Origin of the sequence: Bradyrhizobium sp. CIR48 (assembly GCF_014198315.1) — a bacterium.
Lineage (GTDB): Bacteria > Pseudomonadota > Alphaproteobacteria > Rhizobiales > Xanthobacteraceae > Bradyrhizobium.
In genome coordinates this window covers 92,606-115,298 of sequence record NZ_JACIHG010000004.1, presented here as the reverse complement: position 1 = coordinate 115,298, position 22,693 = coordinate 92,606, and the positions used below count along the sequence as shown (strand labels likewise).

The window sequence follows — 22,693 nt, the reverse complement described above, 5'->3', positions numbered from 1 at the left end:
CGGATACGGCGCATCGTCGTAAGCCGTACCGCAACGAAGCCGCCGTCTCCGGATTGCGCGATGGTTCTAGGTTCCATCGAGGGCGCGTGCGGGCCCCGATTATTTTCGTACTCGAACTGATTAGGAGAAGACGAGAAGCGCCCTCGCGCCGGACAACTGCGCGCTCAGATCGTCAAAGCGATCGGAAGCAGCAGCCTCTGCCGAAAGGAAGAAACACGCCAATCTTCTGAAATTCGTACTCCTTTTGCCGGTTCGCTCCACGTCCCACTCAGATATTTGAACCATTAAAGTGCTCGCGACGTTCTCCACAACTGGAGGAGCGAGCACGTGCAAATGAGGACCAGATCGAAATGCGGGTACTAATCGTCGACGACCATCCCGTTGTCGTGACCGGCTGCCGGGCCTTGTTCACATCGGACCCTTCCGTCGAGATCCTGGAGGCTTCCGATGCAAAGGAGGGCCACCGTGCGTACTTGCAGAAGCATCCCGACGCCACCGTGATTGACGTTTGGCTTCCCGACCTTACCGGCTTCGAGTTGACCCGGCGAATCCGCAGGGATGATCCGGCCGCCAAAATAGTCATGCTCAGCGCGAGTGAGGATCCGGCGTTCGTGGTGCGCGCTGTGGAGATGGGCATTCAGGGATATGTCTCAAAGAGCGATGATCCCCGGCTCCTGGCCAAGGCCATTCGGAAGGTTGCCGCCGGCGAGCGCTTCGTCTCACCGCGTCTGGCGGAAGCGACGACGTTCGCGGGCGCGGCGATCAAGGCCAGTCCTTTGACGCAGATGAGCCCACGCGAACTTGAGATCCTGAGGCTTTTGGGTCGTGGCGACCGCATTTCAGAAGTCGCGTCCGAACTCGGCATCTCCTATAAAACCGTTGCCAACACGACCTCCGTGCTGAAGTCCAAGCTCGGCGCTCGAAATCACTCCGACTTGGTCCGGATCGCAGTCGAGATCGATTTGCACCGGTGACCGGGATCCTGCTATTTCGGAAGTTTTTGCACAGCAGCGACATCGGAGAGTGACCTGCTCACTGTGCGCACTTGAGCGGCATGACCTCTGACGCGCGCGACGGCAAAAAGGCGCGAGCTATATGAAGCTATCCCGACGAACTGATTGAACTCATCGTCAGAAGCGTCCGCACGAACCCCATTATGACAATTTGGAACGCAATCGGCCGAGCGGAGTTAAGTCGCGGCCTCTCATGTTGTGTTGCAAGGCCGAGCGAATGAAGCCCATGCGTCGCGTTCGACTTGTGATAGCAGATAGACGTCCCATTGTTCTGCAGGGCTTTGTATCGCTGCTCGAAGCGCAGCCAGATTTCGAAGTGGTTGGGTGCTGTCTCGATGGCGCTAGTTGCCTTGCGGCCCTTCGCCGCTTGACGCCCGATGTGGTGCTGCTGGAGGACGGATTCACTGATGTAACCGCATCCGACATCCTCGCCGCCGTGGACGACGAAGGTCTTTCATCCCGGCTGGTGTTCTTCACTGCTACTGTCACCTGCGGCGATCTTGCCAGAGCACTGGCGACCGGCGCTTGCGACGCGATTTCGATGAACGCCAAGCCAGAAGCGCTGGTGCAGTCGCTGAGGCTGGAAAAACTGGGGTCTGACCAGGCGAGGGTCGGTAACGAAGTTAACGGAATCGCCTCATTCGGCAATAACGTTCTGGCGCTTCTGACCGTCAACGAGCGGACGATCATGGATCTCGTCGCGGAAGGCTTGTCGGACACTGAAATTGCGCGGGTGCTTGATGTCTCCCTGGAGATCGTCAGGATTCACATCGACCACACGCGACAGAAGCTGGGAATCAACAGCCGAAAGGAGCTCGCCGCGCTGGCACTGTCGCGCCGTTATGGCGCGATGAGTATCCTGGCTGCTGCGATCCTGGCAGCGTTGGATGATTCGCCCGGTCACGCCGCAACCGAAAGCTTCACGGTCGAGGCCACAAAAGGCGGCTCGGAGGTCGTCACCATTAAAATCAGCCGCAAGGAAGCAGTATCAGGTGGCACCCCGGCCAGAGGCGCGAGCAAGGACCGCGCCGGCGTCGCAACTGGGACGCCATCGCCGACCGGCAAACTCGTCGACGCCGAGATTGCCGCGAGCCTATTTGGGCAGGCAGCACTCAACTCGCCGAGGCCGGGTTCGAGCAGCTACAGCATCTTCATGGTTGCAGCTTTCGCCGCCTTGATCTACGAGCTCGATGGTGGCAACCACGCCGTGCAGGCGTTCGATTTCGGCGATGACATCGTCACTTCATCTACCGCAAGCGACGCCAACGGACTGGCATCCGCACTTCCCGGCTTCGCAAATTTCGGCGGCACGGCCGCGTACGATCGGGCGTTCGCATTCGAGTTCGCCCAAGGCGATGCAATCGCCACAGACGGCAGCGAGCTTTATGTCGGCAATGCCCATGTAGAGGATGGCGGCAGTGACCGGGAAGTTCCTATTCCCCGAGGTTCCGGGGCCGTTGATGTTGTTGCGGCGGCCGCGAACGAAGCCTCGCAGCGGGACCCCACGCAGGCAGGCCGGGATAGCGGGTCAAATCACGGTCGGTCCCAGTTCGATATGCGCGCTTCCGACGAAGCCGCTAAGCGTGGGGCCCCAGGAGACGATTTAAATCACGGTCAATCACAGAAGACCCTACATGAGTCGGACCACAGCTCCGGAGCCGCCAAGGGGCACGCCAAGCAAGAGGCTGCGGGAGACGGTTTAAATCACGGTCAATCGCAGAAGGTCTTGCATGAATCCGACAACGGCTCCGGAGCCGCCAAGGGGCACGCCAAGCATGAGGCCCCGGGAGAAGATTCGAATCGCGGACAGGCGCACGGCGATTTGCAGACTTTTGAACATGGCTCCGCGGCCGGCAAGCAACACGCACAGCATCCACAGCCAGCTAATTTAGATACTAGCGACCCGCAGCAGAATACACCAACGGCGTCCGTAAATTCTGCCAACGACGCACATTCGGCCTTGACTATTAAGACTGAAGGAAAGGGCGGACCTTCGTCCGACAATGCAGATCAGGCCAAATCACCGGTTGGCTCCGAACTTGGAGATTCCTTTCGTTTTAAGAGTTTCGCCGACAATACGTCTTCAGACATGTATGACCTTCAGCAACTGAGCCACGGAAAAGCCTATGGAGATGGTCAGTATTCCGTTGCGCGCGAGGGGCCGGAGCCGGTCCGGGATGCTGACGGAATTGATGTTGCATATGCGCACCACGATCACTCATGGAACGCCAATCTCCATGCGGCTCACGATCTGATTGTCTAGCATTCACTGATCGAATGGCCGGGCCGTGGTTCAAACGCTTTTTGCCTGCTGGGATCGCAACGCGCAGTTGACGCGATCATCGCCGAGACACTCAAGCGCTACGATGATGGAGCAATCGAACAGGAGGACATGGCTGCATTCGATCTAGTGCTCGACCTGTTCAATAGATGCCGTCGCCGATAGGCGAGCCGGCGCTGCAGAGCGGCACCTCCGATCAGGGCGCGGATAGAAGGCCCGACCCTAGCGCCTGGCCAATCTCCGACAAGTCCTCCTGATCCCATCCGAGCTCTTTGCGGTCCTTCTCGAAACCGGCTCGAGGTCGGCGGCAGACCTGGGAGAGAACATCACCACCACCGGCTTGGACCTCGAGCTTAAAGGCCCCGAAAAACTTGTCCGGGACCTGATGGAAAAGAAAAAGCCGCCCTGCGGCGGCTAGTTTCAGACCTTCCTTTTTCTACTTATTTCTTGAGGGCGTCAGCGGTATCCCGCGCGGCGTCCTTCACGTCTCCCGCAGCGTTGTGGGCGGATCCCTTGGCCTTATCCATTTTGCCTTCGTTTTCCAGGTCCTTGTCGCCGGTAAGTTTGCCGGCACCCTGTTTGATCGCACCTTTTGCCTTGTCGGCGGCGCCCTTCACATGTTCACGGTCCATGATCATTATCCTTTCTTGTCCGGAAGACGAGCACAACGAAACCGTTGCGCGGTCGTTCCTGCGAGGCGCGCATCGCTCTTGCACACCAAGTATTGGCTATAGCGGACGAAGGAACGGATGCGTTTCTGTCCTGCTCGTTTCTGTGTGCAATGTGTCAGCGCTCCAGTCGCAAGTTTTCACCAGTTTGGCGAAATGTTCGGGGATGCGCACGTTGATGAAGCGGCGGGGCCTAGATGGAGAAACAGCCAGGTGAGCAGAATAGCGTCCTGCGGACAGATGAGGGCAGCCTTTGCCCCGAAGCGGACCTGCGCGACACCTTTCGGTGGGAATCGCTACCTATAACTTCATTCTTTCCGACACCCCCGCCAGCCGCAAACCGTCATAGATGCGCTCGCGTTTGACGAGGTAAACTGGGTGATCACTGTGTACGCGCCGTCCCGAAGGCGGCGAATTGTGAAAGTTGGGACAAGCTCACACAACGCCCTTGCAGTGGCAAAGCCTACTATCATGAACCAGCGATGTGCGAAGATATCGCGGGGAGAGAGGCGAAATGCTTCTTTGATATGGGCTTCAGTCTCAGCCCCGCGACCCATATACAGCTCTGCGCCGCCAATTTGGGCGTGTGCCTCAGCCAAATTGCAACCCAGCGCCAACGCTCTTTCAAGCTCAGCTGGCGCGTAGCCTGACTTTCACGGTGATTCCCGCTGAGCGACGCTTCTGGGCCATAGCCGACCCACAGCGTCGCCAAGGGGCACTCGTGACCCAAAGCGGGACAAGATGAGTGACGAGGCAGAAGGTCTGCTCTCATTCACCACATTTAAACCTTAAGATTTTACGAAGGAGGACTCACCACAGGCCGCAGGAACAGGCGAACGGCCCTTGTACAGAAGCCATCCGTGGACTTCGGGCAATGAAGGTTTGGCAGACAAGCTGCATCGCGGCTGCGGTTGCATCCGTGGGACTTTATCTAGCCGCCGGTAACAGGCCGGCCGGGACGAGGCCGGATGTCATGACGGGCGCTGCAGCGAACATAGCGGCTCCCGCGAACATGACGGCTCCTGCGAACACGGTGACGCCCGCCTTGTACGCTGAGGCATCGGCCAGACTTGCGATAGCGCTTCGGGCAGAAAGAGCCGAGCTGGGCTCGGTGACGTCAGCAGGTTCCGGGCCGTTGAGCACCGGAGCGGAGATCGTCGATGGACCCGTCGCGACCAAATTGGCGTCGTTGGGACAGGATATCGTCCAACCGCCGCCGGCAGGACGCGATGCGTCCAACGATGCTCCGAAAGCGGCGTCGACGCAGGATTTCCGTTATCTGGTCTACTACGTCTGGTCTGAACTGCCGCCCGCCGAGAAACCGGCGGAGATCGTCTTGCGTTCGTTCAAGGACATCCCGGTCGGAACGCCGGCCGAAGAGATCAAGCGCGCTTCCGACGCGTTTGGTCTCGATTTGAATTTCATGATGGCGGTTGCCAAGATCGAGTCCGGTTTCAATCCCAATCAACGCACCGGGTCGTATATCGGCCTGTTTCAGCTGAGCCAATACGAGTTCGGGAAGTTCGGCTTCGGGCAGATTCGCAGTCCGCGGGATAACGCCGTTGCGGCCGCCTATAAGGTCATTACCGAAGGCATCCTTTTCGAGTGGATCACGCATCGGAAGCCGGACTTGAGCGATCTTTACCTGATCCATCAGCAGGGCTGGGAAGGCGCCGCTGAGCATATCAGCCAGCCCGCTCGCCTCGCTTGGAAATCCATGTGCGCCACCAGCGAAGGCAAGGAGAAGGGCGGAAGGTGGTGCAAACGCGCTATCTGGGGCAATGCACTTCCAGCGTTCAAGCGTACTTGGAAATCGGTGGACAACGTGACTTCAGAGGCGTTCGTCGGTATGTGGCGCGGCCGGGTCGCCGAATTTTACACGAAATATGTGGCGACTGCCGCTGCGGCGGCAAGCCAATAAATTCGGTTTCGGCAGGCCCTGCCAACGCTTGCAGGCTAGACCAAGTCCGCTCATGGCCCTTAGCCGAACCGGGCTGGGGCATTGCAATGTCGGCTTTGGGAGGCAGAGCGGACGCGAGGCCAGGGCTTCCCCGACCGCCGGTTGTGACCCAAGGCGGACAACTATCTAATCGAAGTTCTAGCGGAGGCGCAGATGGACACCGCGCTAAATCCTTTGCAAGCTACTTAGTTTGTGCGGCCCATCGAGCAGCCCGATCTTGATGCTCTGCTGGCCGTAAGCCCCTAGGTGGCAGCAGCGACATCCTGAGACAAAGAACCTGGTTTACGCAAAGAGACCGGTGAATGGCCGAATGCCAATGCGTATGCGCGCGAGAACGCTGCTGCGCTGCCAAAACCCACGCGTCGGGCGACCGACTTGATGCGCTCGCCGCGCTGAAGCTCACGCTGGCCAAGCGTCAGCCGCCACGCCTTAAGATAGGCAGCCGGTGTAGTGCCAGTCACTTTGGGAAACAGCGTCATAAAGCGGCTCCGCGAGAGCCCACTGATACTGGCAAGTTCCTCGGTGTGCCACGGGCGAGAGGGTTGATCGTGCATGGCGACGAGAGCCTTATGGATCGCTGGATGGGATAGGCCGGCAAGAAGTCCCGGTTGCGTCGAGCCGATATCGATTGCCCTCCGAAGGACAAGCAAGATGATCACCTCGCACAGGCGGTTGAGAGCGACTTGCCTGCCGCATCGCATGTCCGAGGCCTCGGTCACAAAAGCTGCAGTAAGAGCTTGCAAAGTAGGAGCCTCGCTGAGGGGGATCACGATCCGCTCGGGTATCGCATTCATGAGCGGGTTTGTGACACCCCCGAATCTGATCGCGGCCGCAGCCAGGATCCCGCCGCCGTGATCGAGCATCGCATCACGGTGGGGGCAGAAGGTGACCCTCGTTGCGGAGCCGCCCTCTCCCAAAATGACAAGGTTCGCGACCGCGTCTCGCTCGTCTTTCGCCGCGACCGTCACTGACAGTTCAAAGGCATCAAAGAAGGCGGAAAGCCGGTCGCGCTTGCCGACAACAGGACTCTCAATCATGTTTTTGGAATTATTCATGCTCGCGAGTGTGACATGAGGTGGATGCAGGAGCAACTCTTCTGGTGTTGCCCAAGTTCGTGAAAGGAATCTTGATGCTTACACCCCGTCAGAAAGCACCGGCCCTTGTCGTAAGAACGCTCGACCATGGTCGCTTCGATCTAGCAACGGAAAGCCCCGAGCGCATGACGCTCATCTGCTTCTATCGCGGCTTGCATTGCCCGATCTGTGCCAACTACCTGAAGGAATTGGACCGCCTGACCCCGGAATTTGCCGTGCGCGGCGTTACGACCGTCGCCATCAGTTCAGATGGGGAGGAGCGAGCGCGCCAGATGGCGGACAAGATCCAAGCCAAAAATTTGCGTGTGGGACATAGTCTGGGATTGAGCGATGCCCGCAATTGGGGGCTCTATATCTCGACCTCTCGCGGAAGGACCTCGATCGGAATCGAAGAACCTTCCTTGTTCTCTGAACCCGGCGTGTTTCTGATCAGACCGGATCAAACGGTTTACTATCTCTCCGTCCAGTCCATGCCGTTCGTTCGTCCCAACTTCGCTGAAATGGTCCAGGCGTTGGATTTCGTCATCAAGAACGACTATCCAGCCAGAGGCGAGTATATGGGCGCGATATGAGACGTTGGGCGCGTCTTCATCCGCACAGGTTTGAACGCTAGCGGCACCGCGAACCCGGTGCGAAAGATTGCAGGCTCGCTGCCCGTAATCGTTGAGCGCCTTCCGTGGATTTCCGCTAGTGGCCCTGAGCGGACCTTGTCGCGCAGCCCGCGGATTTTCTGCTTTTGGCTCACTGGCGACATTCCGGCCTCAAAGAAGCGACAGTTTATAGACTCGTCCGTTTAATCAGGTCGTGCGGCGCGGCTTGAAATATCCAGCTGCAATGGTGATTCGCGTATTCAAAGTTATGACATATGTCGGCCGCTGACCGACCACGCCACTCAGCCTGGTTTGCTTCGGGTCAATCGCATCGCAATGCCGGCGTCGAATTGGCAGGACGGGCATGATTGCCACGGCGGGGGACGACCAGGTGCGCCTGTAGGTCGTGGAGTCCGCCGCCCAGGCCGCCGAGACACTGTGCCAGTGTCGTTGCGTTGATGAAGCCAGGCAATCAGATCAGCAGGCTGCAAGCCATGCCGAGGATGCACAAGAACATCGCTGCGGTCGCGACCCAGCCCAGCCAATAGACTGGCCCTGAGATCACCAAATCGCCCATGACCGATTTCCGCCGCACCAGGACCATCATCACGGTCATGATCGGCGCTGCCAGTATGCCATTGATGACCGCGCTCCAATAGAGCGCCTTGATCGGGTCGAGCGCCGTGAAGTTGAGACCGATGCCGAGCACGACCGAGACTGCGAGCACGCTGTAGAAGGCCACTGCTTCCTTCGGCTTTCGCGACAGTCCGACCGGCCACTTGCGACCCTCTCCGATCGCGTAGGCGGTCGAGCCGGCCAGCACCGGGACCGCAAGCAAGCCTGTTCCGATGATGCCGAGGGCGAAGATCAGTTCCGCCAGCGCGCCCGCCACGGGCCTCAGGGCTTCCGCGGCTTGGGCGGACGATTCGATGTCGGTCTTGCCGGACGCGCGCAACGTTGCAGCAGTCGTCATGATGATCGCGACGGCAATGACGTTCGACACCGCCATGCCAACGAGGGTATCGATCCGGATCCGCTTGACTTCCTCGTCCTCCTTCTCCGGCTCGCGCTTGAGCGGCTTCTTTTCGGGATCGATCCGCTGCTCCTCCGCTTCCTGAGAGGACTGCCAGATAAACAGATAGGGCGAGATCGTCGTCCCGAGGATTGCGACCAGGGTTGTCAGGAAGGGCCCATCCCATTTGAGCTTAGGAATGAGCATCCCTTCAGTGCCTCGCCCCAAGGCACCTTTGCGAGAAAAAGCGCGATCACGTAGGCGAAGAGCACCAGCGTCAGCCATTTCAGGATGGACACGTAACGCTCATAGTTGAAGAAGATCTGCGCGATCACCGAAACGGCGCCGAAGACAACGACGTAAAGCGTGCCCGGTCCGCCGATCAGAAGCTTGAGAGCATCGCCCATCGCCCCGAGGTCGGCGGCGACGTTGATCGTGTTGGCGATGAAGAGCAGCACAGTCATGGACCAGATGACGGGCGCGGGAAAATTTCGGCAGACGTTTCCTGCGATGCCGTGGCCCGTGACGCGGCCGATGCGTCCCGAGATCTCCTGGATCGCGGCCATTAGTGGGTAGGTGATCAGCATGGTCCAGCCGATGCCGAATCCTAGCTGGGCGCCCGCCTGGCTGTAGGTGCCGATACCGGAAGGATCGTCGTCGGAAGCTCCCGTGATGAGGCCGGGCCCCAAACGCTGCAAGAAGCTGTCCTGATCTTGATTCTCGACCGGCTTCTTGCGCGAATTCCTCCTCGCCACCTCGTCGCTCCTTGCTGCCGTGGGTCCGATTCCGGAACTCATAACGCCCGTGCAGGCGTATTGGTTCGACGTGCGCAGTTTTGAACACAAGGCCAAGTTCGCATGGACGACGAAGCTGCAAACCTGCATCATGCTCTCATGGTTGGATGCGCCACATGCGTCGCGTGTTGATTTTGCTTGCGGCATCGCTGCTGTGCAGCGTCGCGGTCGCGCAAGAGAACAAGAAAACCGACGACCTCAAGCCCGCCGATCCCGATACCGGCGAAAGCACCGTGCAGGAGACGACGCTGGGTTTGCTGCCCAACCCGTTCGAGAGACAGGGCGTCAAGTTTGCGGTCACCTATATCGGCGAGGTTCTGGGCAATCCGTCCGGAGGCGCAAAACAGAGCGCCGTCTACGAAGATCGCATAAACTTCGCGTTCGATGCCGATCTGGAGAAGTTGGTTGGCCTCAAGCAGGTCACCTTCCACGCCAACGTCTTTCAGATCGACGGCGGCGGACTGTCCCGAGGTGCGCTGTTCAATTTCATGGATGTCAGCGGTATCGAGGCGCTGCCGACGACCCGTCTCTACGAGGCTTGGTTCGAAAAGAAGTGGGGCGAGAAACTCGCGCTCAGGGCGGGACAGCTTGCCGCCGATACGGAATTCATGACATCCAAGTACACCGACGTCTTCACGAACGCCTCTCTCGGCTGGCCGGCCGGATTGTCCCTCAATCTCCCAAGCGGCGGTCCTTCGCCACCGCTTGCCGCCATGGGAGCACGCCTGCGTGCCGATTTGAGCGACAATCTCTCGGTCCTTGGCGCCGTGTTCGATGGCAACGCGGCAGGTCCCGGCGCCGACGACCCGCAGCTGCGTAATCGATACGGCGTCAATTTTCGGGTGAACGATCCGCCGCTCGTTCTGTACGAAGCGCAACTGCAGTGGAATGCGAAGAAAGGGGATCCGGGCCTCGACGGCAAGCTCAAGCTTGGCGGCTGGCGGCATTTCGGCAGCTTTGCGGACCTGCGCTTCGATACGGCCGGCCTTTCGCTGGCGGATCCCGCCAGTTCGGGAGTGGCTGCAAGCCTCTCGGGCGACTACGGTCTCTACGCCGTCTTCGAACAGAAGCTCTATCGCGTCGGCCGCGAGGACGATCGTGGCATCGGCGTATTCGCCCGCGGGTCCTACGGACCGTCCGATCGCAATCTGATCGATCTCTACGCCGACGGTGGTCTCGAGTTCATCGGGTTATCCGACGCTCGTCCCCACGACAAGTTCGGTGTAGCGGCCGCCTATGCCCACGTCTCGCGTCGGGCGCGAACGCTCGATCAGGACTTCCAGTCGATCTACGGCCTGCGATGGCCGCTGCGGACCTCGGAAGAACTCCTGACGGCTGTCTATCAGTACGAAGTGCGGGCCGGTCTGACGCTTCAGCCGAACGTCCAGTTCATCCGCCGTCCCGGCGGCGGCGCCACGGACCCTCTCGGGACATTGGCCGGGAGGCATCTGAAGAATGCGACCGTTGTCGGATTACGGTCGGTCATCAAGTTCTGATTCACCATGGGCTGTCTCCGCTTGGGGTCGAGCCCATACCCTCGGGAAAAATAGGCAATCATCCTGCTGTTTTTCCGGAACCTTGCCATCATTCGCGGGTTCTCGCATGCCGCATATGGCGGCGAGGAGAACGACATGAACAAGCTTCTACTGACGACCGCGATGGCTGCGCTGATCTCGACGAGCGCGATGGCGCAGTCGACGGTCGTCACCACCACCGGCACTGGTCACGCGGCCGCCGTGCAGATCGAGCCGGAATACCGCACCAAGATCCGCACCTACGTGACCGAGCACAAGGTTCGTCCGGTGCAGACCCGAGAGAAAATCGTCGTCGGTCAGCCGGTGCCGCGCGAAGTCGAACTCGAGGCGGTCCCCGCCGATTGGGGTCCGTCGCTCACCAAGTATCGTTACGTCTACTCGGGCGAACGCGTGATGCTGGTCGATCCGTCGACGCGCAGGGTCGTCCAGGAGATCGACTGAATCCTTCGGGCGGGCAGCAGCAAAGCGGCCCGCCCGTTTTGCTTCGGCCCCGCCGAATTCCTGATTCCTTCCTCGAGCGGCCGCCCATGCCGATCACCCGATACTTCGTCTTCGTCGGCGCACTGCTGTTGGCGCTGCTCTTCGCTGCGGACCGATACCTGCCGGCCCCTGTCGAACGCGCCGGCCCCTCCGACCCAGACAGGACCATCATCCGGATCGCCTCGGCGAGAAGCCTTCCGGAGAAGATCGTATTCGACGCGCGCGCTGATGTGCCGATGATTGCGCAGGCCGATCCAATCCCTGAAGAACCGCAGCACCAGGTGCGCGAAGCCATGGCCGCCATGCCTGCAGCACCTTCCCTGGAGGTCAGAAAAGAAGCGCCGGCGCGCGCCTCGGCAGCGGTCCGCCCGCATCCGAAGCGCTCGGCAAAGTTACAGAAAAGGACACCAGACCGACGTCTCGCCTTCGAGCGGCACGAGCCGTTTGCCGGTGGTTGGTGGTGAGCGGGAAGCTCGACAGTGCCAATAGGAAAAGGCCGCTCCCTCGGGGGTGCGGCCTCCGTTGTCTTCGGTTGCGCCCGCCCTCACCAGTGGCGATGGTGCCGATGCCAGTGGTGGCGAACGACCGGATAGGACCCGCGGTAATAGGCGTAGGCCGGGCGGACGACGCGGCGATAGCGATAACCGTAGGAGACTGGCGCCGTGTAGTAAGTCGTGGTGTAGCCGCCGCCCCAGCGATAAGGCTCGTCGTATCCGTAGTCGTAAGCGTAGGGACCGCCATAGTAGCCGGCCCCATAGCCTGGGCCGCCGTAGTAACCATAGCCGGGCCCCCAGCCATATGCCGAGGAAGCAAGCCCGCCAATGACGGCGCCCGCAACCAGGCCGCCTGCGATGCCCGGTCCCCAGCCACCCCAGCCGCCTCGCCAATGAGCTTCGGCCGGAGACGTCGTGGCCACCGAGGCCAGACCAAGAGCGCCGACCATCAGCGCCGACATTGCAATCTTCTTCATCGAGGATCCTTTCCACATTGCGCATTCCCCGCCGATAACGGGAAAAACAGGCAATGGTTGCTGCTGGCCCCTGGCGGCGAGGGGCAATGAGGGGCTCGGCGCCGGGGCAGCGTCACTCGAAGCTTTCGAGCTTGGAACCAACGCTCAGGGGGGGAGAGGAGTTCGATCACGATGTTGCGGTGCGAATTGCGCAAGAGCCGTTCAAAGGCCGCGTTAACAAAATTGAATTCGCCGTCGGACTTTTGCGCTAAGCTCCATTTCTCGCTTCTGGGGGTTTCCCATGTTTGATCCGGCCACGACCGCGCTTCTGCGCGCCGTACTCGACGAGGTCTGCGAGGACATCTCGCGTTTGGAAACCGGCGCGCGCACGCGCGTCGCTTCGCGAATTCTGGAAGCCGCCGCAAAAGGCGACATCGCCGCAGACAGCCTGAAGCAGGTCGGCCGCGAAGCACTTCACGACACGCCGACCATGTGGCGATAGCGCGGGGCGCGGAGGCGTGAACTTCCAGGTCACGGTACTCAAGATCCTGGTGAGCTATCCCGATGGATTCGCCGTCGTGGCGGACCTCAAGCGCGACATGGCGATCCTGGCGACGAGCGGGCGGGACTGGGCCGAGCGAACCAAGCGCCTCGCCGCACGCATGCCCGACCTCGATATCTTTTCGCAGGCGCTCGTCGAGCGCCTTAATGGCGGATGGAGGATTACCGAGAAGGGCCGGGCGGTGCTTGACTTCATGGAGAACAGGTCGTCCGGGCCGCAGCGAGAACGCGATGCTTCGGTCGAAGATCTCGCGACCGCAGGACCAGCGCCCAGACTTCTCGCCTCTACAAGAGTCGGCCGCAGCCAGCGCCTGCAGCGCCGCCGCGCAGCGCGAGCGCGTGCGAAGGCATCCTGACTACGCTCTTCGTCTAGGACCGGGAAAAACCGGAAACTTTCCGAAGCGCCTTGAGTTGGCAGCGACTAGGTTCGTCTCCGGAGAGTGAGCATGGCCGACGACGTCGTCTTGAAGAACGCCACGGAGACGGCCTGGACCGTGTATCGGGCGCGACACCCTGATGTCGACGCGCATGATGGCCGGCGCTGCCTCATGGAGCGCCATCTGCATCGGAGATGGGAAGAGCGACAGAGCGATACCGAAGAACTCGCCACCTTCGGGTTAGCGTACCTGTACCGGCTCCCCAGAGACGAATGTTGACGAGCATGAAAATGCTTGTCACGCGCGTTGCCAACGGAAGCACAAGGCCGAGTTGGACCCTGCTCGCGATCTCTTTCCTCATTTCGGCGTTCATCGTGATCGGCTTGCGCGTCGCGGTCGGGACCTAGTTCGATGCGGATCGCCCAGCTTGCCCCGTTGGCGGAGAGCGTCCCTCCGAAGCTGTACGGTGGCACCGAGCGGGTGATCGCCTGGCTAGTGGACGAACTGGTCGGCCTCGGCCATGACGTCACCCTGTTCGCAAGCGGCGATTCCAGAACGAAAGCCAAGCTTCACGCGGTGTGGCCGCGCGCGCTGCGCCTGGGGCGGCGCGGTGTCGACGCCAACGCCGCCTGCTCGTTGCTGATCGAGGCCGTCGCTGAACGTGCGCGCGAATTCGACGTCATTCATTCCCACGTCGACTGGCTGCCGCTGCCGGTGCTGAGCCGGACCGGCGTGCCGTTTCTGACGACGATGCACGGCCGGCTGGACCTTCCGGGCTTGCCCGACGTGATCGGGACGTTCGCCGACGCTCCTTTCGTCTCCATCTCGGACAACCAGTGTCGTCCGCTCCCGGGTGCCAACTGGATCGCGACGATTCAGCACGGATTGCCCAAGGACCTGTTTCGCCCCTCCTTCGAAGTCGGGTCGTACCTGGCCTTTCTCGGGCGGCTGACGGCGGAGAAAGGGCCGGAAGCTGCTATACGCATCGCCCGCGCCGTCCGGATGCCGCTCCGGATCGCGGCCAAGATACCCCGAGCCGAGACGGCCTACTTCAAGAAGAAGCTCGAGCCCGAGATCGATGGCGAGACGATCCGGCTGGTCGGTGAGGTGGACGAAATCCGGAAGCAATCTTTCCTCGCTGGGGCCGCAGCCTTGCTGTTTCCGATCGACTGGCCGGAGCCGTTCGGCCTCGTCATGATCGAGGCGATGGCGTGCGGGACACCCGTGATCGCCTACCGCTCCGGATCGGTGCCGGAAGTCGTCGAGGACGGCGTCACCGGCCTCATCGTGGACGGCGAAGAGCAGGCGATCGAAGCGGTAAAGGAAGTCGCCCTACTGGACCGAAGAAGGGTTCGCGCAAGGTTCGAAGAGCGCTTCGTCGCGAGCCGGATGGCCAAGGAGTACGAGAGCCGCTACCGCGAGTTGGCCGCTTGCGGAAGACGTCGGGCGTGACCCAGTCGCAGTGAGCGCGAAGGATTCGCGAACGGAGCCTCGTTTCGATGCCTGCCGGAACGGCTTCAGTCTCTGGTCGTTGAGTTGCCGAACAGGAGGCCGGCATGAAAATGACCCTTTCCGCAGCAGCTTTCGCTTTCCTTGCAACGCGGGCTCTCGCGGGCGAAGCGCCTTCTCAGCAACCAAAGGTCCAGCAGGTGCGGGAGTCCGGGATTGAAGCGGCCGATTGCTCGAAGCAGGTGTGGCCACATCTCTCGGATGCCTGCCTCCGTTCCGAACGTAGGGGCGTTTCCGTCCGCGTGGTCACCACAGAACGTCGGTAGGAGCGCGAAACAGCGAAAGCCGAATCTTTCCCCGAGTTCCGACATCGGGAACAAGTGGCAATTCCGGGCGTTGGGCTGGCATCCGAACGGATACAGTTCTCAGTTGGAGGAGATAAATCGATGAAAAGCATTCTTGCCGTGGCTCTGCTCGGCACCGCCATGATCGGCGGCGCAGCCTTCGCCCAATCCACTCAACCGGCGGATCGCGCTGCGCCGGCTGTCACCACTCACACGACCGACGCGAAGTTAGCGTTCAAGGGCAACTGGCGCGCCTCGAAGCTCATGGGGCTGAACGTCTACAACGAGAACAACGAGAAGCTCGGCGACATCAACGAGCTGCTCGTCGACAAGAGCGGCAAGATCAACGCGGTGGTGATCGGAATCGGCGGGTTCCTGGGCATGGGCGAACACGACATCGCCGTCTCCATGGACAAATTGAAGTTCGTCGAAGAGCCTGTCCGGACGAGCTCGACCAGCACCACCACCACTTCACGCGACACGACCACCGGCGCGGCTTCGACCAACACGACGAGCCGCAACGCGAACGATTGGGTCCCCGACCACGCCGTCATGAGCGGCAACAAGGAGCAGCTGAAGGCGCTCCCGCAGTTCAAGTATTCGGACTACAACTGACGGTACCAAGCGCTCTCGGATTGAGGGCCTCCATCGGAGGCCCTTTTTCTCTGGGCCAGTAGGAACTTGGCCAAAGAAAAACGGCCCGCCCGGGCTGCCGGGCGGGCCGTTTGTGCGGAAGTCCATTAGCTCAGTGCATATGAACCAGGAAATAGCCGACGCCGCCAACAACGAGGACGGCAGGAACGGCCCACAGAATCAATACGGGCATTTTCTCCTCCAATTGCTGTCAGTACGCTTCGCAGGTCTCCTTCGGCCTACGAATGTCCGCTTACTGCTCGGTGCAGACCTTGGTGGTTTTCACGGCGGATTCCGCCTCGACCTTGGTCTTGTAGACGCCGTTGCCCACGACCGTCGTGGTGGTGGTCGTCGGCTTGGTGTCGACAACGGTGCACTTCTTGGTGGTCGCGTCGCGGACGATGTAGAACTCGGCGGCGCTGGCGGCGTGGGTGCCGAGGGCGAATGCGGCGAGGGCGCCGCAAACGATCAGCTTCTTCATGATGTCCTCCTCAAAAGATGCGTAAGTAGTCATTGCCAACGAGAAGGCGCAATCGAAGTTCCGATTGTTCCCGAGTAGCCGAGAGAACGTGTCATTTCGCTACAGCGACATCCTCGGCCTCAGGGAAGAAATGCACGCAACCCCGATGCCGAGTTTTCCCGATTCGGAACCGCGCGTCGCGTCAAGGGTTGATCGACGTCCGCATTGAGGAGGTTTCAGATGAACAAGCGTTTACTCTTGGCTACCACCGCTGCAGTCGCCCTCGCGAGTTCGGCCTTCGCGCAGTCCTCTCCGAGCACGTCGAGCTCCAATTCGCCCGCCACCCACCGTCAGCAGGATTCGACATCGACCCCGCCGTCCAGCTCGTCCTCGGGATCCTCGCAAAACAATTCTTCGACGAATTCGGCCCAGACCCAGTCTCCGTCTAGCGGTCAGACCGCCGGGCAGTCCTCCCATTCCGGGACCGGGACAAACACGACGCAGGCGCCGGCCTCGAACAATCCGACCAACCAGGCCCAGACCAATCAGCCGTCGGGCCAAACCACGACGCCCTCCAACCAGGCGCAGACCAAATCTCCGTCGAATACGAACACCCAAACGCAGAACGCCAATCCGCCTGCCTCGAACACCAACCAGGCGCAGTCGCCGTCGGGTAGCGGTTCGACCAACACCGCCCAGCAGCCGAACAATCAGCAGAGCACGGCAGATCGTTCGTCGAACACCAACGTGAATGCCTCGGTGAATATCAACGATCAGCAGCGGACCCGTATCAGCGCGTCGATTTCGCATCTGAACGTGCAGCCGCTCACCAACGTGAACTTCTCATTGTCGGTTGGCACGGTCGTGCCTCGCGACGTGCGCCTGCAGCCGCTGCCGGCCGAGGTCGTCGAGATCGTGCCGCAGTATCGCGGCTACAACTTCGTCCTGGTGAAGGACGAGATCGTGATCGTCGAACCGTCGACCTACAAGATCGTGACGGTCCTGCCGTACTCCGGCCGTTCGACGGCCGCCGCGCCGGCGCGGACGGAGCAGCGCAAGGCGACTTTCACTGACCGCGATCGTGAGGTGATCCGCAAGCACGCCAAGGCACGTCCGGTCGAGCGCGAGAAGCGGGTCACCACGGGCAGCTCGGTTCGGACCGAAATCCGCACTGGAGCGCGCGTGCCGGAGGGCGTGGAGATCGAGGCCTTCCCGGAGGAGGTCTATCGCGAAGCGCCGACGCTTCGTGAATACCGGTACATCAACCGCGACAGCCGCACCTACATCGTCGAACCGGGTGATCGTCGCATTATTGAAGAGATCGACTGAGTTCGCAAAGAGGAGAAACGACCATGAAGACAATCGCACTTGGCGCCGCGGCCGCGGCGCTGCTGGGATCGGCGGCGGTCGCCGCTCCGCTTAATCCGACCGCTATCGGCTCGGCGGAAGTCTCGGGCATCGACCAGGTCCGCCTGGTCTGCAACGAATACGGTCGCTGCTACCGCACCCGCGGCCCTCGCTACGTTCAGCGCTACTACGGTGGCGATGACGGATACGTCGTTCGCCGCAGCTACGGCTACTACGGTGGGCCTGGCTATTACGATCGCGGCTACGGCTACTACGGCGGTGGTCCGAGCATCGGGTTCAGCTTCGGCACCCGGAGCTGGTGAACCAGACAAAGGGCCGCTCTTCGAGCGGCCCTTTCGCTGGCAATCTTGGGTAAACAATGTCTGCTCTTGCAAACCTGATAGTACAGAAAGAGCAATTGCTGGCGCGACTCGAAGCTCATCCCGGCCCCAATGAGCGAGCTGAAATTCAGGCGCTGCTCGCCAAGATTGAAACCGCTCTCAAGCTACTGGAGCCAGAGGGCACTCCTCTGACGAGCGGCAAATAGCGAGACTCACCCAGGGTTTGAGGCGATGACGATGATGCGATTAGTTGCTAACTTGACGGCGGGTTGTTTAACCCTCGCCTATGCCGGTTACGCCGAGGCGCGCTCCTATCCATTACACGCCTTCGATGGTGTGTGGCACCTGATCTTCGAGACGCGGTCCGGATCTTGCGATACAAGCTACAATTTCGACGTGAACATCTCGAATGGCAACATCTCTCATCCAAACCTTGTCAGATTTCGGGGGCGCGTATCGAGAACCGGCGCAGTGCGCGCTTCTGTAACCGTTCAGGACAAGCATGCCGCTGGCGCCGGCAGATTGGCACCGACAAGTGGAACGGGATCTTGGAGTGGCTATTCCGGCGCTGCTAGGTGCAGCGGAGTCTGGAAGGCGACCAAGGTCTAGAAAGAGTCGTTGCTTCCACTGGAAGATGACCCTCCGATGCTCCACTTTTCTGCACTCCGTCCGCCTCAAGCACGCGGGCGCGAAGCCTTTTCAATTCGGATAATTGAGACGTGAGCTGTTCAAGACGAGCATGCAGCACAGCAGCGTCAACCGCGAGACCATGGTGTTCACGCATGTCGTGTAACCCCCACCAAGCTTTGGAACAAACTTGGATCATGGCCCGTCGCTGGACCAATCGGGAAAATGATGCAATCGCGACTCAAATCCGCCCGACATTGTTCCAGCATCTACATATGTGAATCGGATGTTGCCTTACCCAAAATTTAGTCCGGCGGATCCAACAGGGTGCAGCGCGAACGTGCTAGGTCAGCATCGTTCCATGGCGCGGCGCGACCGCAGGGGCGTCACTCTCGCTTAGACCTGGTTCCAAGGGGCACCACCTTTTCCGGCTGAATGCAATCTGAACTTGAGTTCTGCTGCTTGATCAACAGTTCAAGCTCAAGGGCCTCAATTGCAAGTTCCTCCGCCAAACGTCCGAACAGTTCTCGCTTCCCCGCGTCACCCGTCCGCCTGCTCATGAGGGCGAGTTCTGCAGCATCGGCGCGGAGCTTCTCGAACCTTTCCCTAAGATCCTTCATTGCATTTGGCTCAAGTCTCGCCTCCCGCGGCGGGTAGCGACAGGACAACGACAAGAACACGCCACAGGTTCATGGTTCATTGCTACTTGATGTGACGACGGCCCATGTCGAGATGAACTCCACGAACGCGGCGGAGCCAGTAGAGGTCGCGCGCAGCACCTGCCCCATCCCACCATCCATCAACCCCGCTCAAGACGCTCGCGCTCAGGCTGCTTGGCGTCCAGGATTCCGCCGCTGCCGGCGCAGACGACTAGCCCTCATGAACCAAGAAGGCGTCCCCTCGAACGGCTTTCTAATCCGGATAAAGGCCCCAGCTCGGGGACTAGGGGCTAATGAGCTGGGGCCAGTTCGGGGTTCGCCCCTGGGGCGGGGGCATCGGGAAAACTTGGCACTCGCCCTATCGTTCCCCTGTGCGCAACGACGTTCGGCGTTGCTCATCGACGACGCTCTTCTTGTGGGTGCGGAAGTTAAAATTTTCCGCAAGGATGCAATGCTCTCAGAGCATATCGGTGCTACGCCACCCCCAAGCGCGGGGGTAACAGTTGGCCATCTATCGAATACTTCAGAACTCACCTCTAGGGCCGGAAGAGATTGCGCGGCTTTCGAGGGCCTACGAAGAGGCGCTCCGCAGGATCGGCGTGCAGGATCGCAACGACCCTCTGACCGAACTGATCGCCAAGAAGATCATCGAGGTCGGTCAGACCGGTCTCAAGGATCCCGCCGAAATCTGCGGCCGAGCGGTCGAGGAATTAGGCCTTGGATGATTGCGAGGGACAAGCCGGTGCCGCTGCCCTGAAGGATCGCAAGCGCGGCGGGCAAGCCAACTCTCGTCGACATCGCGAGGTGAGGACAACTAACTGGGTCCCCGCACATTTGCAAAATGGAACGACGTTCGAGCCTATATTTAGGCCGATCCTGGACCTCGGCCTAGCCGTCGTCAGCCTTCTTCCCTGCGTCCTGCTGCTCGGTGGGCAGGCTCGCCTCAAGCTCGGCAATGATGTCCTGCAGCAGCCGCAGCGCAAGCGGGTCCGTCGCTTCCGCGTGTAGCCGTCGGTATCGCTGCAGTTCTTCGAGTATCTTCGGCGATTGGGCGGCCATGGTCTGTCGCTCCAAACCGTCTACGCCAGAACGGGCCCCGGGTTGCAACCAACTTCGGCAAAATTGCGCGCTTGGGTCTCTCAGGCGTCGAGCGCGAGCGAGACCTGCACCTCGCATCCCTCTGGAAGCGGCCTCCTCATCACGGTCCCCTTCATCTGCGACGCCAACAGGCTGATCAACCGCGTGCCGAGTCCGCCCTTGACTTCGACCGGACAGCCGACCCCGTCGTCCTGTACCGTTACGAGGATGCGGTCGTCCTTGGCGCGCACATCGACCTCCACCGTGCCGCGACGCCCCTCTGGAAAGGCGTACTTAAAACAGTTCGTTACCAGTTCGTTCACGATCAGCCCGATCGAAGCCGCTTGCGAGCTCCGCACTTCGATGTCGTCGCAGCGGACCCCGATCGAGATCGTACGGACGCCACGATGGAAGTCGGCTAGGCCACCGCACAGGGATTGGATGTACGGCGCGAGCGCGATGCGGCTGCTGTCGGCGGTATCGCGCAAGCGGTCGTGGACCTTCGCAACCACGTCCACCCGGCTCACCGCGGATGCGATCGCCATTTGAACGGCCGGGTCGGTTGCCGAGCGGGCCTGGAGCCGGAGGACCGAGACGATCGTGGCGAGGTCGTTCCGCGTTCTGTGCGCGAGCTCCTGGAGGAGTACGTCGGTATAGCGTTTTGCCTCGGAGAGCTTGTGCAGCGTGCTCCTGAGGAGCTCGGTGACAGCGGCGATGCAGATGCCCGTCAGAATGAACAGGATGAGTGGGATCGCAGCGGAGGATGGTGGCTCCGGGATCAAGTAGGCGGCGGCGAGCGCGGCACCTGCCGCGGTGGCCACGATACCGCTGCCTCGATTGAATAGGACGGAGGATAGGAAGATAGCCGGTATGAACAGCAGAACAGGGTAGGAGCGCAGGTGATCGTCCAGCATCACCCGGGCGATGAAAGCGATGCCCACCAGACCAAGTGTCAATGTATAGCGCAGCCAGGTCGGAAAGTCCGACCTCGCCGTCAAGAGGCGTTGCAGAAGAGCTTCCATCTCGTAGCAACGTGCCCCTGGGGCTCGATGTTCCGACCAGAAGCCGCTCTTGCTTCGCTCGGTCTGCTTGCGCCAAGCGGGCCCGATCCAACGACCGCCTTTGATCCGGCCATCCAGCAGCCGAGTTGTGCATGGCTACTACAAAGCCGGTGCGACCTGAACCAAAAGGACGGCAGACCGTACCTGCGCGGCATTGCCGGTCACGACCGTCCCTCGACCTCGCACCACGCTCAGCACCCCACACCTGAATGCAGAGCCCGTTTCTGCCGACGAGAGCACGTGCCGTTTAAGGCCCGCCCGAAAGCGGTCGGTCAGGACACAGGGCGTCCAGAGACTAGGCGCGGCCTTCTGACGCTTGCGGAGAAATGCCAGCACCATGATCTCGTCGGACGTGAGCTTGGCATACTGGCGCTTGAACTTCTGCGCGATCTTGGCTTCGATCATCCTCACTACGTCACCGGACATGTAGGCGTTCAGGACTTCTGGGTGCACGTAGCACTTGCGGCAGATGGCCGGCGTATTCCCGAGCTGCTTAGAGACGCTCTCAATCGCGGCGACGACGTTGCGCTTCGCCTCGGCCTGGCTGTCATACTTCTTGAACTCGGCCAGGGCCAGCGCCGCCAGAACCGTCCCCGCCCAATCCTTGGCGCTAAAATCCTCTCCCGCGATGTCCTTGATGTAGGCATTGACGGGATCAGAGAGAGTAGCAACGAGTGGATGCATCGTGAGTTCCGCCCGACCCGACCGTGCTCAGCGATGCGTTTCGATCGGATATCGGGGCGCCGACTGCGCTTGGCCTTTCTACAGGGCCGGCAGCATCCGAATGAGGAGGACGGGAGCCGAACCCGCGCGCCGATCAGCCACAATGCTTGAGCCGGCCAGTCGCAGTATTAAAGAAAAGTTGGCTCGCGGGATGTTGCAACGCGTCTGGGCCGAGGGGTGCGCCACGGGTCCTTCCGGCTTTTTAGATCGCTCGCGGGTAATTCGCACCCCTCGCTCGCGCTAGCCGGGGCACTTCAAAAGTTAGGTTGACACAGTTGACATGGTTGACACGGTGGTTGACAGCCCGATGAACAAGACGCGGGCTCCAATACCCGCGCTACGTCGCCAGTCGGACCATCTAAATTACAAGGTTAACACGGTTAACGCGGTCAACACCTCCGCGCGCTCAATTCGTTGCCGAACCGTCTCGGGGGTTACTCATGGGATTTCTTGATCAAGCAACCCAAGCCGTACTTCTTGTAGTGCTCGGCTAATTGTTCATTCGTCATGCATTTGAAGTCAGGCTTATTCGTTACCGCACCAGACGATTTCTCTTCCTGAGCGATCCCCCAGTTCGGTCCGTACTTCGCTTTCAGCTCCTCCATTGTGGGACGGCCCCGTCTGTCCTCTAGAGGAGAAATTGATTTGCCCACGTTTT

At 60.6% G+C, this 22,693-nt stretch carries 24 protein-coding genes and 2 pseudogenes; 17 read left to right on the top strand and 9 right to left on the bottom strand.

The genetic code is table 11. The annotated features are described in order from the left end of the window. Positions 1–350 precede the first annotated feature (350 nt). From GGD66_RS14135 to GGD66_RS42410, 3 genes and pseudogenes are all read left to right on the top strand, one after another. Entirely contained in the window at positions 351–974 is a 624-nt protein-coding gene (locus GGD66_RS14135) for a response regulator transcription factor (RefSeq protein ID WP_183258147.1), read from the top strand. A 256-nt stretch (positions 975–1,230) separates the two neighbouring features. Beyond that, positions 1,231–3,276: a LuxR C-terminal-related transcriptional regulator gene (locus GGD66_RS14130; RefSeq protein ID WP_183258146.1), complete on the top strand. Its 2,046-nt coding sequence runs from the start codon at positions 1,231–1,233 to the stop codon at positions 3,274–3,276. A 45-nt stretch (positions 3,277–3,321) separates the two neighbouring features. Further along, positions 3,322–3,494, top strand: a pseudogene (locus GGD66_RS42410) (TRAP transporter substrate-binding protein); the annotation flags it as partial. A 240-nt stretch (positions 3,495–3,734) separates the two neighbouring features. On the opposite strand, the gene GGD66_RS14125 reads toward GGD66_RS42410, so the two are convergent. Next, positions 3,735–3,926 carry a CsbD family protein gene (locus tag GGD66_RS14125; RefSeq protein ID WP_183258145.1) on the bottom strand — a complete coding sequence of 64 codons (192 nt, stop codon included), beginning with the start codon at positions 3,924–3,926 and terminating at the stop codon, positions 3,735–3,737. Positions 3,927–4,935: 1,009 nt separating this feature from the next. Between GGD66_RS14125 and GGD66_RS14120 the strand changes: the two genes are divergently transcribed. Beyond that, a complete protein-coding gene (locus tag GGD66_RS14120; RefSeq protein ID WP_246788891.1) occupies positions 4,936–5,883 on the top strand; it encodes a transglycosylase SLT domain-containing protein in 948 nt (315 codons plus the stop codon). Positions 5,884–6,164: 281 nt separating this feature from the next. Here the strand turns inward: GGD66_RS14120 and GGD66_RS14115 are convergent, their stop codons facing one another. Continuing rightward, complete coding sequence (locus tag GGD66_RS14115) at positions 6,165–6,977, bottom strand: AraC family transcriptional regulator (protein ID WP_246788890.1); 813 nt, start codon at positions 6,975–6,977, stop codon at positions 6,165–6,167. Positions 6,978–7,051: 74 nt separating this feature from the next. Here GGD66_RS14115 and GGD66_RS14110 point away from each other — a divergent pair, with 74 nt between their 5' ends. Then, positions 7,052–7,588, top strand: a complete 537-nt coding sequence (locus GGD66_RS14110) for a peroxiredoxin-like family protein (protein WP_183258360.1) — start codon at positions 7,052–7,054, stop codon at positions 7,586–7,588. 490 nt (positions 7,589–8,078) lie between these two features. Here the strand turns inward: GGD66_RS14110 and GGD66_RS14105 are convergent. Beyond that, positions 8,079–9,415 (bottom strand): annotated as a pseudogene (locus GGD66_RS14105) (Nramp family divalent metal transporter). Positions 9,416–9,528: 113 nt separating this feature from the next. Here GGD66_RS14105 and GGD66_RS14100 point away from each other — a divergent pair. The 3 genes from GGD66_RS14100 to GGD66_RS14090 all read left to right on the top strand — a co-directional run bounded on the left by GGD66_RS14100 (position 9,529) and on the right by GGD66_RS14090 (position 11,891). Then, positions 9,529–10,908 carry a carbohydrate porin gene (locus tag GGD66_RS14100; RefSeq protein WP_246788889.1) on the top strand — a complete coding sequence of 460 codons (1,380 nt, stop codon included), beginning with the start codon at positions 9,529–9,531 and terminating at the stop codon, positions 10,906–10,908. A gap of 135 nt (positions 10,909–11,043) precedes the next feature. Beyond that, complete coding sequence (locus GGD66_RS14095) at positions 11,044–11,388, top strand: DUF1236 domain-containing protein (RefSeq protein ID WP_183258142.1); 345 nt, start codon at positions 11,044–11,046, stop codon at positions 11,386–11,388. An 86-nt stretch (positions 11,389–11,474) separates the two neighbouring features. Next, positions 11,475–11,891, top strand: coding sequence for a hypothetical protein (locus tag GGD66_RS14090; protein ID WP_183258141.1), 417 nt, complete (start codon positions 11,475–11,477; stop codon positions 11,889–11,891). A gap of 80 nt (positions 11,892–11,971) precedes the next feature. Here GGD66_RS14090 and GGD66_RS14085 read toward each other — a convergent pair whose 3' ends face one another. Continuing rightward, entirely contained in the window at positions 11,972–12,397 is a 426-nt protein-coding gene (locus tag GGD66_RS14085; RefSeq protein ID WP_246788888.1) for a hypothetical protein, read from the bottom strand. A 280-nt stretch (positions 12,398–12,677) separates the two neighbouring features. On the opposite strand from GGD66_RS14085, the gene GGD66_RS14080 reads away from it, so the two are divergent. From GGD66_RS14080 to GGD66_RS14060, 5 genes are all read left to right on the top strand, one after another. Next, the gene (locus tag GGD66_RS14080) at positions 12,678–12,878 is read left to right on the top strand and encodes a hypothetical protein (RefSeq protein ID WP_183258140.1); all 201 of its coding nucleotides are present in this window, start codon (positions 12,678–12,680) and stop codon (positions 12,876–12,878) included. A gap of 16 nt (positions 12,879–12,894) precedes the next feature. Then, positions 12,895–13,293 carry a hypothetical protein gene (locus tag GGD66_RS14075; protein WP_183258139.1) on the top strand — a complete coding sequence of 133 codons (399 nt, stop codon included), beginning with the start codon at positions 12,895–12,897 and terminating at the stop codon, positions 13,291–13,293. Positions 13,294–13,383: 90 nt separating this feature from the next. After that, entirely contained in the window at positions 13,384–13,593 is a 210-nt protein-coding gene (locus GGD66_RS14070; RefSeq protein ID WP_183258138.1) for a hypothetical protein, read from the top strand. Positions 13,594–13,725: 132 nt separating this feature from the next. Then, complete coding sequence (locus GGD66_RS14065) at positions 13,726–14,766, top strand: glycosyltransferase family 4 protein (protein WP_183258137.1); 1,041 nt, start codon at positions 13,726–13,728, stop codon at positions 14,764–14,766. 443 nt (positions 14,767–15,209) lie between these two features. Beyond that, the gene (locus GGD66_RS14060) at positions 15,210–15,722 is read left to right on the top strand and encodes a PRC-barrel domain-containing protein (RefSeq protein WP_183258136.1); all 513 of its coding nucleotides are present in this window, start codon (positions 15,210–15,212) and stop codon (positions 15,720–15,722) included. Between the two features lie 271 nt (positions 15,723–15,993). Here GGD66_RS14060 and GGD66_RS14055 read toward each other — a convergent pair whose 3' ends face one another. Beyond that, on the bottom strand, positions 15,994–16,221 hold the full coding sequence (locus GGD66_RS14055; protein WP_183258135.1) for a hypothetical protein: 228 nt from the start codon (positions 16,219–16,221) through the stop codon (positions 15,994–15,996). A 219-nt stretch (positions 16,222–16,440) separates the two neighbouring features. Between GGD66_RS14055 and GGD66_RS14050 the strand changes: the two genes are divergently transcribed. From GGD66_RS14050 to GGD66_RS14040, 3 genes are read left to right on the top strand one after another with little or no spacing between them, the layout of a single operon-like run. Next, on the top strand, positions 16,441–17,529 hold the full coding sequence (locus GGD66_RS14050) for a DUF1236 domain-containing protein (RefSeq protein ID WP_183258134.1): 1,089 nt from the start codon (positions 16,441–16,443) through the stop codon (positions 17,527–17,529). A 23-nt stretch (positions 17,530–17,552) separates the two neighbouring features. After that, positions 17,553–17,870: a hypothetical protein gene (locus GGD66_RS14045; RefSeq protein WP_183258133.1), complete on the top strand. Its 318-nt coding sequence runs from the start codon at positions 17,553–17,555 to the stop codon at positions 17,868–17,870. Positions 17,871–17,926: 56 nt separating this feature from the next. Continuing rightward, positions 17,927–18,094 (top strand): hypothetical protein, encoded by a 168-nt coding sequence (locus GGD66_RS14040; protein ID WP_177237133.1) that lies wholly within the window; start codon positions 17,927–17,929, stop codon positions 18,092–18,094. Positions 18,095–18,901: 807 nt separating this feature from the next. On the opposite strand, the gene GGD66_RS14035 is transcribed toward GGD66_RS14040, so the two are convergent. Next, on the bottom strand, positions 18,902–19,135 hold the full coding sequence (locus GGD66_RS14035) for a hypothetical protein (protein ID WP_183258132.1): 234 nt from the start codon (positions 19,133–19,135) through the stop codon (positions 18,902–18,904). 542 nt (positions 19,136–19,677) lie between these two features. On the opposite strand from GGD66_RS14035, the gene GGD66_RS14030 reads away from it, so the two are divergent. Beyond that, complete coding sequence (locus tag GGD66_RS14030; RefSeq protein WP_183258131.1) at positions 19,678–19,899, top strand: hypothetical protein; 222 nt, start codon at positions 19,678–19,680, stop codon at positions 19,897–19,899. A 163-nt stretch (positions 19,900–20,062) separates the two neighbouring features. Here the strand turns inward: GGD66_RS14030 and GGD66_RS14025 are convergent, their stop codons facing one another. The 3 genes from GGD66_RS14025 to GGD66_RS41480 form a co-directional block, all read right to left on the bottom strand. After that, positions 20,063–20,233, bottom strand: a complete 171-nt coding sequence (locus GGD66_RS14025) for a hypothetical protein (RefSeq protein WP_183258130.1) — start codon at positions 20,231–20,233, stop codon at positions 20,063–20,065. 80 nt (positions 20,234–20,313) lie between these two features. Beyond that, the gene (locus GGD66_RS14020) at positions 20,314–21,273 is read right to left on the bottom strand and encodes a sensor histidine kinase (RefSeq protein ID WP_183258129.1); all 960 of its coding nucleotides are present in this window, start codon (positions 21,271–21,273) and stop codon (positions 20,314–20,316) included. A 138-nt stretch (positions 21,274–21,411) separates the two neighbouring features. Beyond that, the gene (locus GGD66_RS41480; RefSeq protein ID WP_246788887.1) at positions 21,412–21,996 is read right to left on the bottom strand and encodes a hypothetical protein; all 585 of its coding nucleotides are present in this window, start codon (positions 21,994–21,996) and stop codon (positions 21,412–21,414) included. Positions 21,997–22,693 lie beyond the last annotated feature (697 nt).

What these genes read in the sequence shown, in the direction of transcription:
- GGD66_RS14020 (WP_183258129.1), bottom strand. Translation starts at nt 21,273, where the DNA reads ATGGAAGCTCTTCTGCAACGCCTCTTGACGGCGAGGTCGGACTTTCCG.
- GGD66_RS14115 (WP_246788890.1), bottom strand. Translation starts at nt 6,977, where the DNA reads ATGAATAATTCCAAAAACATGATTGAGAGTCCTGTTGTCGGCAAGCGC.
- GGD66_RS14110 (WP_183258360.1), top strand. Translation starts at nt 7,052, where the DNA reads ATGCTTACACCCCGTCAGAAAGCACCGGCCCTTGTCGTAAGAACGCTC.
- GGD66_RS14130 (WP_183258146.1), top strand. Translation starts at nt 1,231, where the DNA reads ATGAAGCCCATGCGTCGCGTTCGACTTGTGATAGCAGATAGACGTCCC.
- GGD66_RS14120 (WP_246788891.1), top strand. Translation starts at nt 4,936, where the DNA reads ATGACGGGCGCTGCAGCGAACATAGCGGCTCCCGCGAACATGACGGCT.
- GGD66_RS14060 (WP_183258136.1), top strand. Translation starts at nt 15,210, where the DNA reads ATGAAAAGCATTCTTGCCGTGGCTCTGCTCGGCACCGCCATGATCGGC.
- GGD66_RS41480 (WP_246788887.1), bottom strand. Translation starts at nt 21,996, where the DNA reads ATGCATCCACTCGTTGCTACTCTCTCTGATCCCGTCAATGCCTACATC.
- GGD66_RS14090 (WP_183258141.1), top strand. Translation starts at nt 11,475, where the DNA reads ATGCCGATCACCCGATACTTCGTCTTCGTCGGCGCACTGCTGTTGGCG.
- GGD66_RS14125 (WP_183258145.1), bottom strand. Translation starts at nt 3,926, where the DNA reads ATGGACCGTGAACATGTGAAGGGCGCCGCCGACAAGGCAAAAGGTGCG.
- GGD66_RS14085 (WP_246788888.1), bottom strand. Translation starts at nt 12,397, where the DNA reads ATGAAGAAGATTGCAATGTCGGCGCTGATGGTCGGCGCTCTTGGTCTG.
- GGD66_RS14135 (WP_183258147.1), top strand. Translation starts at nt 351, where the DNA reads ATGCGGGTACTAATCGTCGACGACCATCCCGTTGTCGTGACCGGCTGC.
- GGD66_RS14050 (WP_183258134.1), top strand. Translation starts at nt 16,441, where the DNA reads ATGAACAAGCGTTTACTCTTGGCTACCACCGCTGCAGTCGCCCTCGCG.
- GGD66_RS14100 (WP_246788889.1), top strand. Translation starts at nt 9,529, where the DNA reads ATGCGTCGCGTGTTGATTTTGCTTGCGGCATCGCTGCTGTGCAGCGTC.
- GGD66_RS14055 (WP_183258135.1), bottom strand. Translation starts at nt 16,221, where the DNA reads ATGAAGAAGCTGATCGTTTGCGGCGCCCTCGCCGCATTCGCCCTCGGC.
- GGD66_RS14045 (WP_183258133.1), top strand. Translation starts at nt 17,553, where the DNA reads ATGAAGACAATCGCACTTGGCGCCGCGGCCGCGGCGCTGCTGGGATCG.
- GGD66_RS14095 (WP_183258142.1), top strand. Translation starts at nt 11,044, where the DNA reads ATGAACAAGCTTCTACTGACGACCGCGATGGCTGCGCTGATCTCGACG.
- GGD66_RS14040 (WP_177237133.1), top strand. Translation starts at nt 17,927, where the DNA reads ATGTCTGCTCTTGCAAACCTGATAGTACAGAAAGAGCAATTGCTGGCG.
- GGD66_RS14080 (WP_183258140.1), top strand. Translation starts at nt 12,678, where the DNA reads ATGTTTGATCCGGCCACGACCGCGCTTCTGCGCGCCGTACTCGACGAG.
- GGD66_RS14065 (WP_183258137.1), top strand. Translation starts at nt 13,726, where the DNA reads ATGCGGATCGCCCAGCTTGCCCCGTTGGCGGAGAGCGTCCCTCCGAAG.
- GGD66_RS14070 (WP_183258138.1), top strand. Translation starts at nt 13,384, where the DNA reads ATGGCCGACGACGTCGTCTTGAAGAACGCCACGGAGACGGCCTGGACC.
- GGD66_RS14025 (WP_183258130.1), bottom strand. Translation starts at nt 20,233, where the DNA reads ATGGCCGCCCAATCGCCGAAGATACTCGAAGAACTGCAGCGATACCGA.
- GGD66_RS14035 (WP_183258132.1), bottom strand. Translation starts at nt 19,135, where the DNA reads ATGAAGGATCTTAGGGAAAGGTTCGAGAAGCTCCGCGCCGATGCTGCA.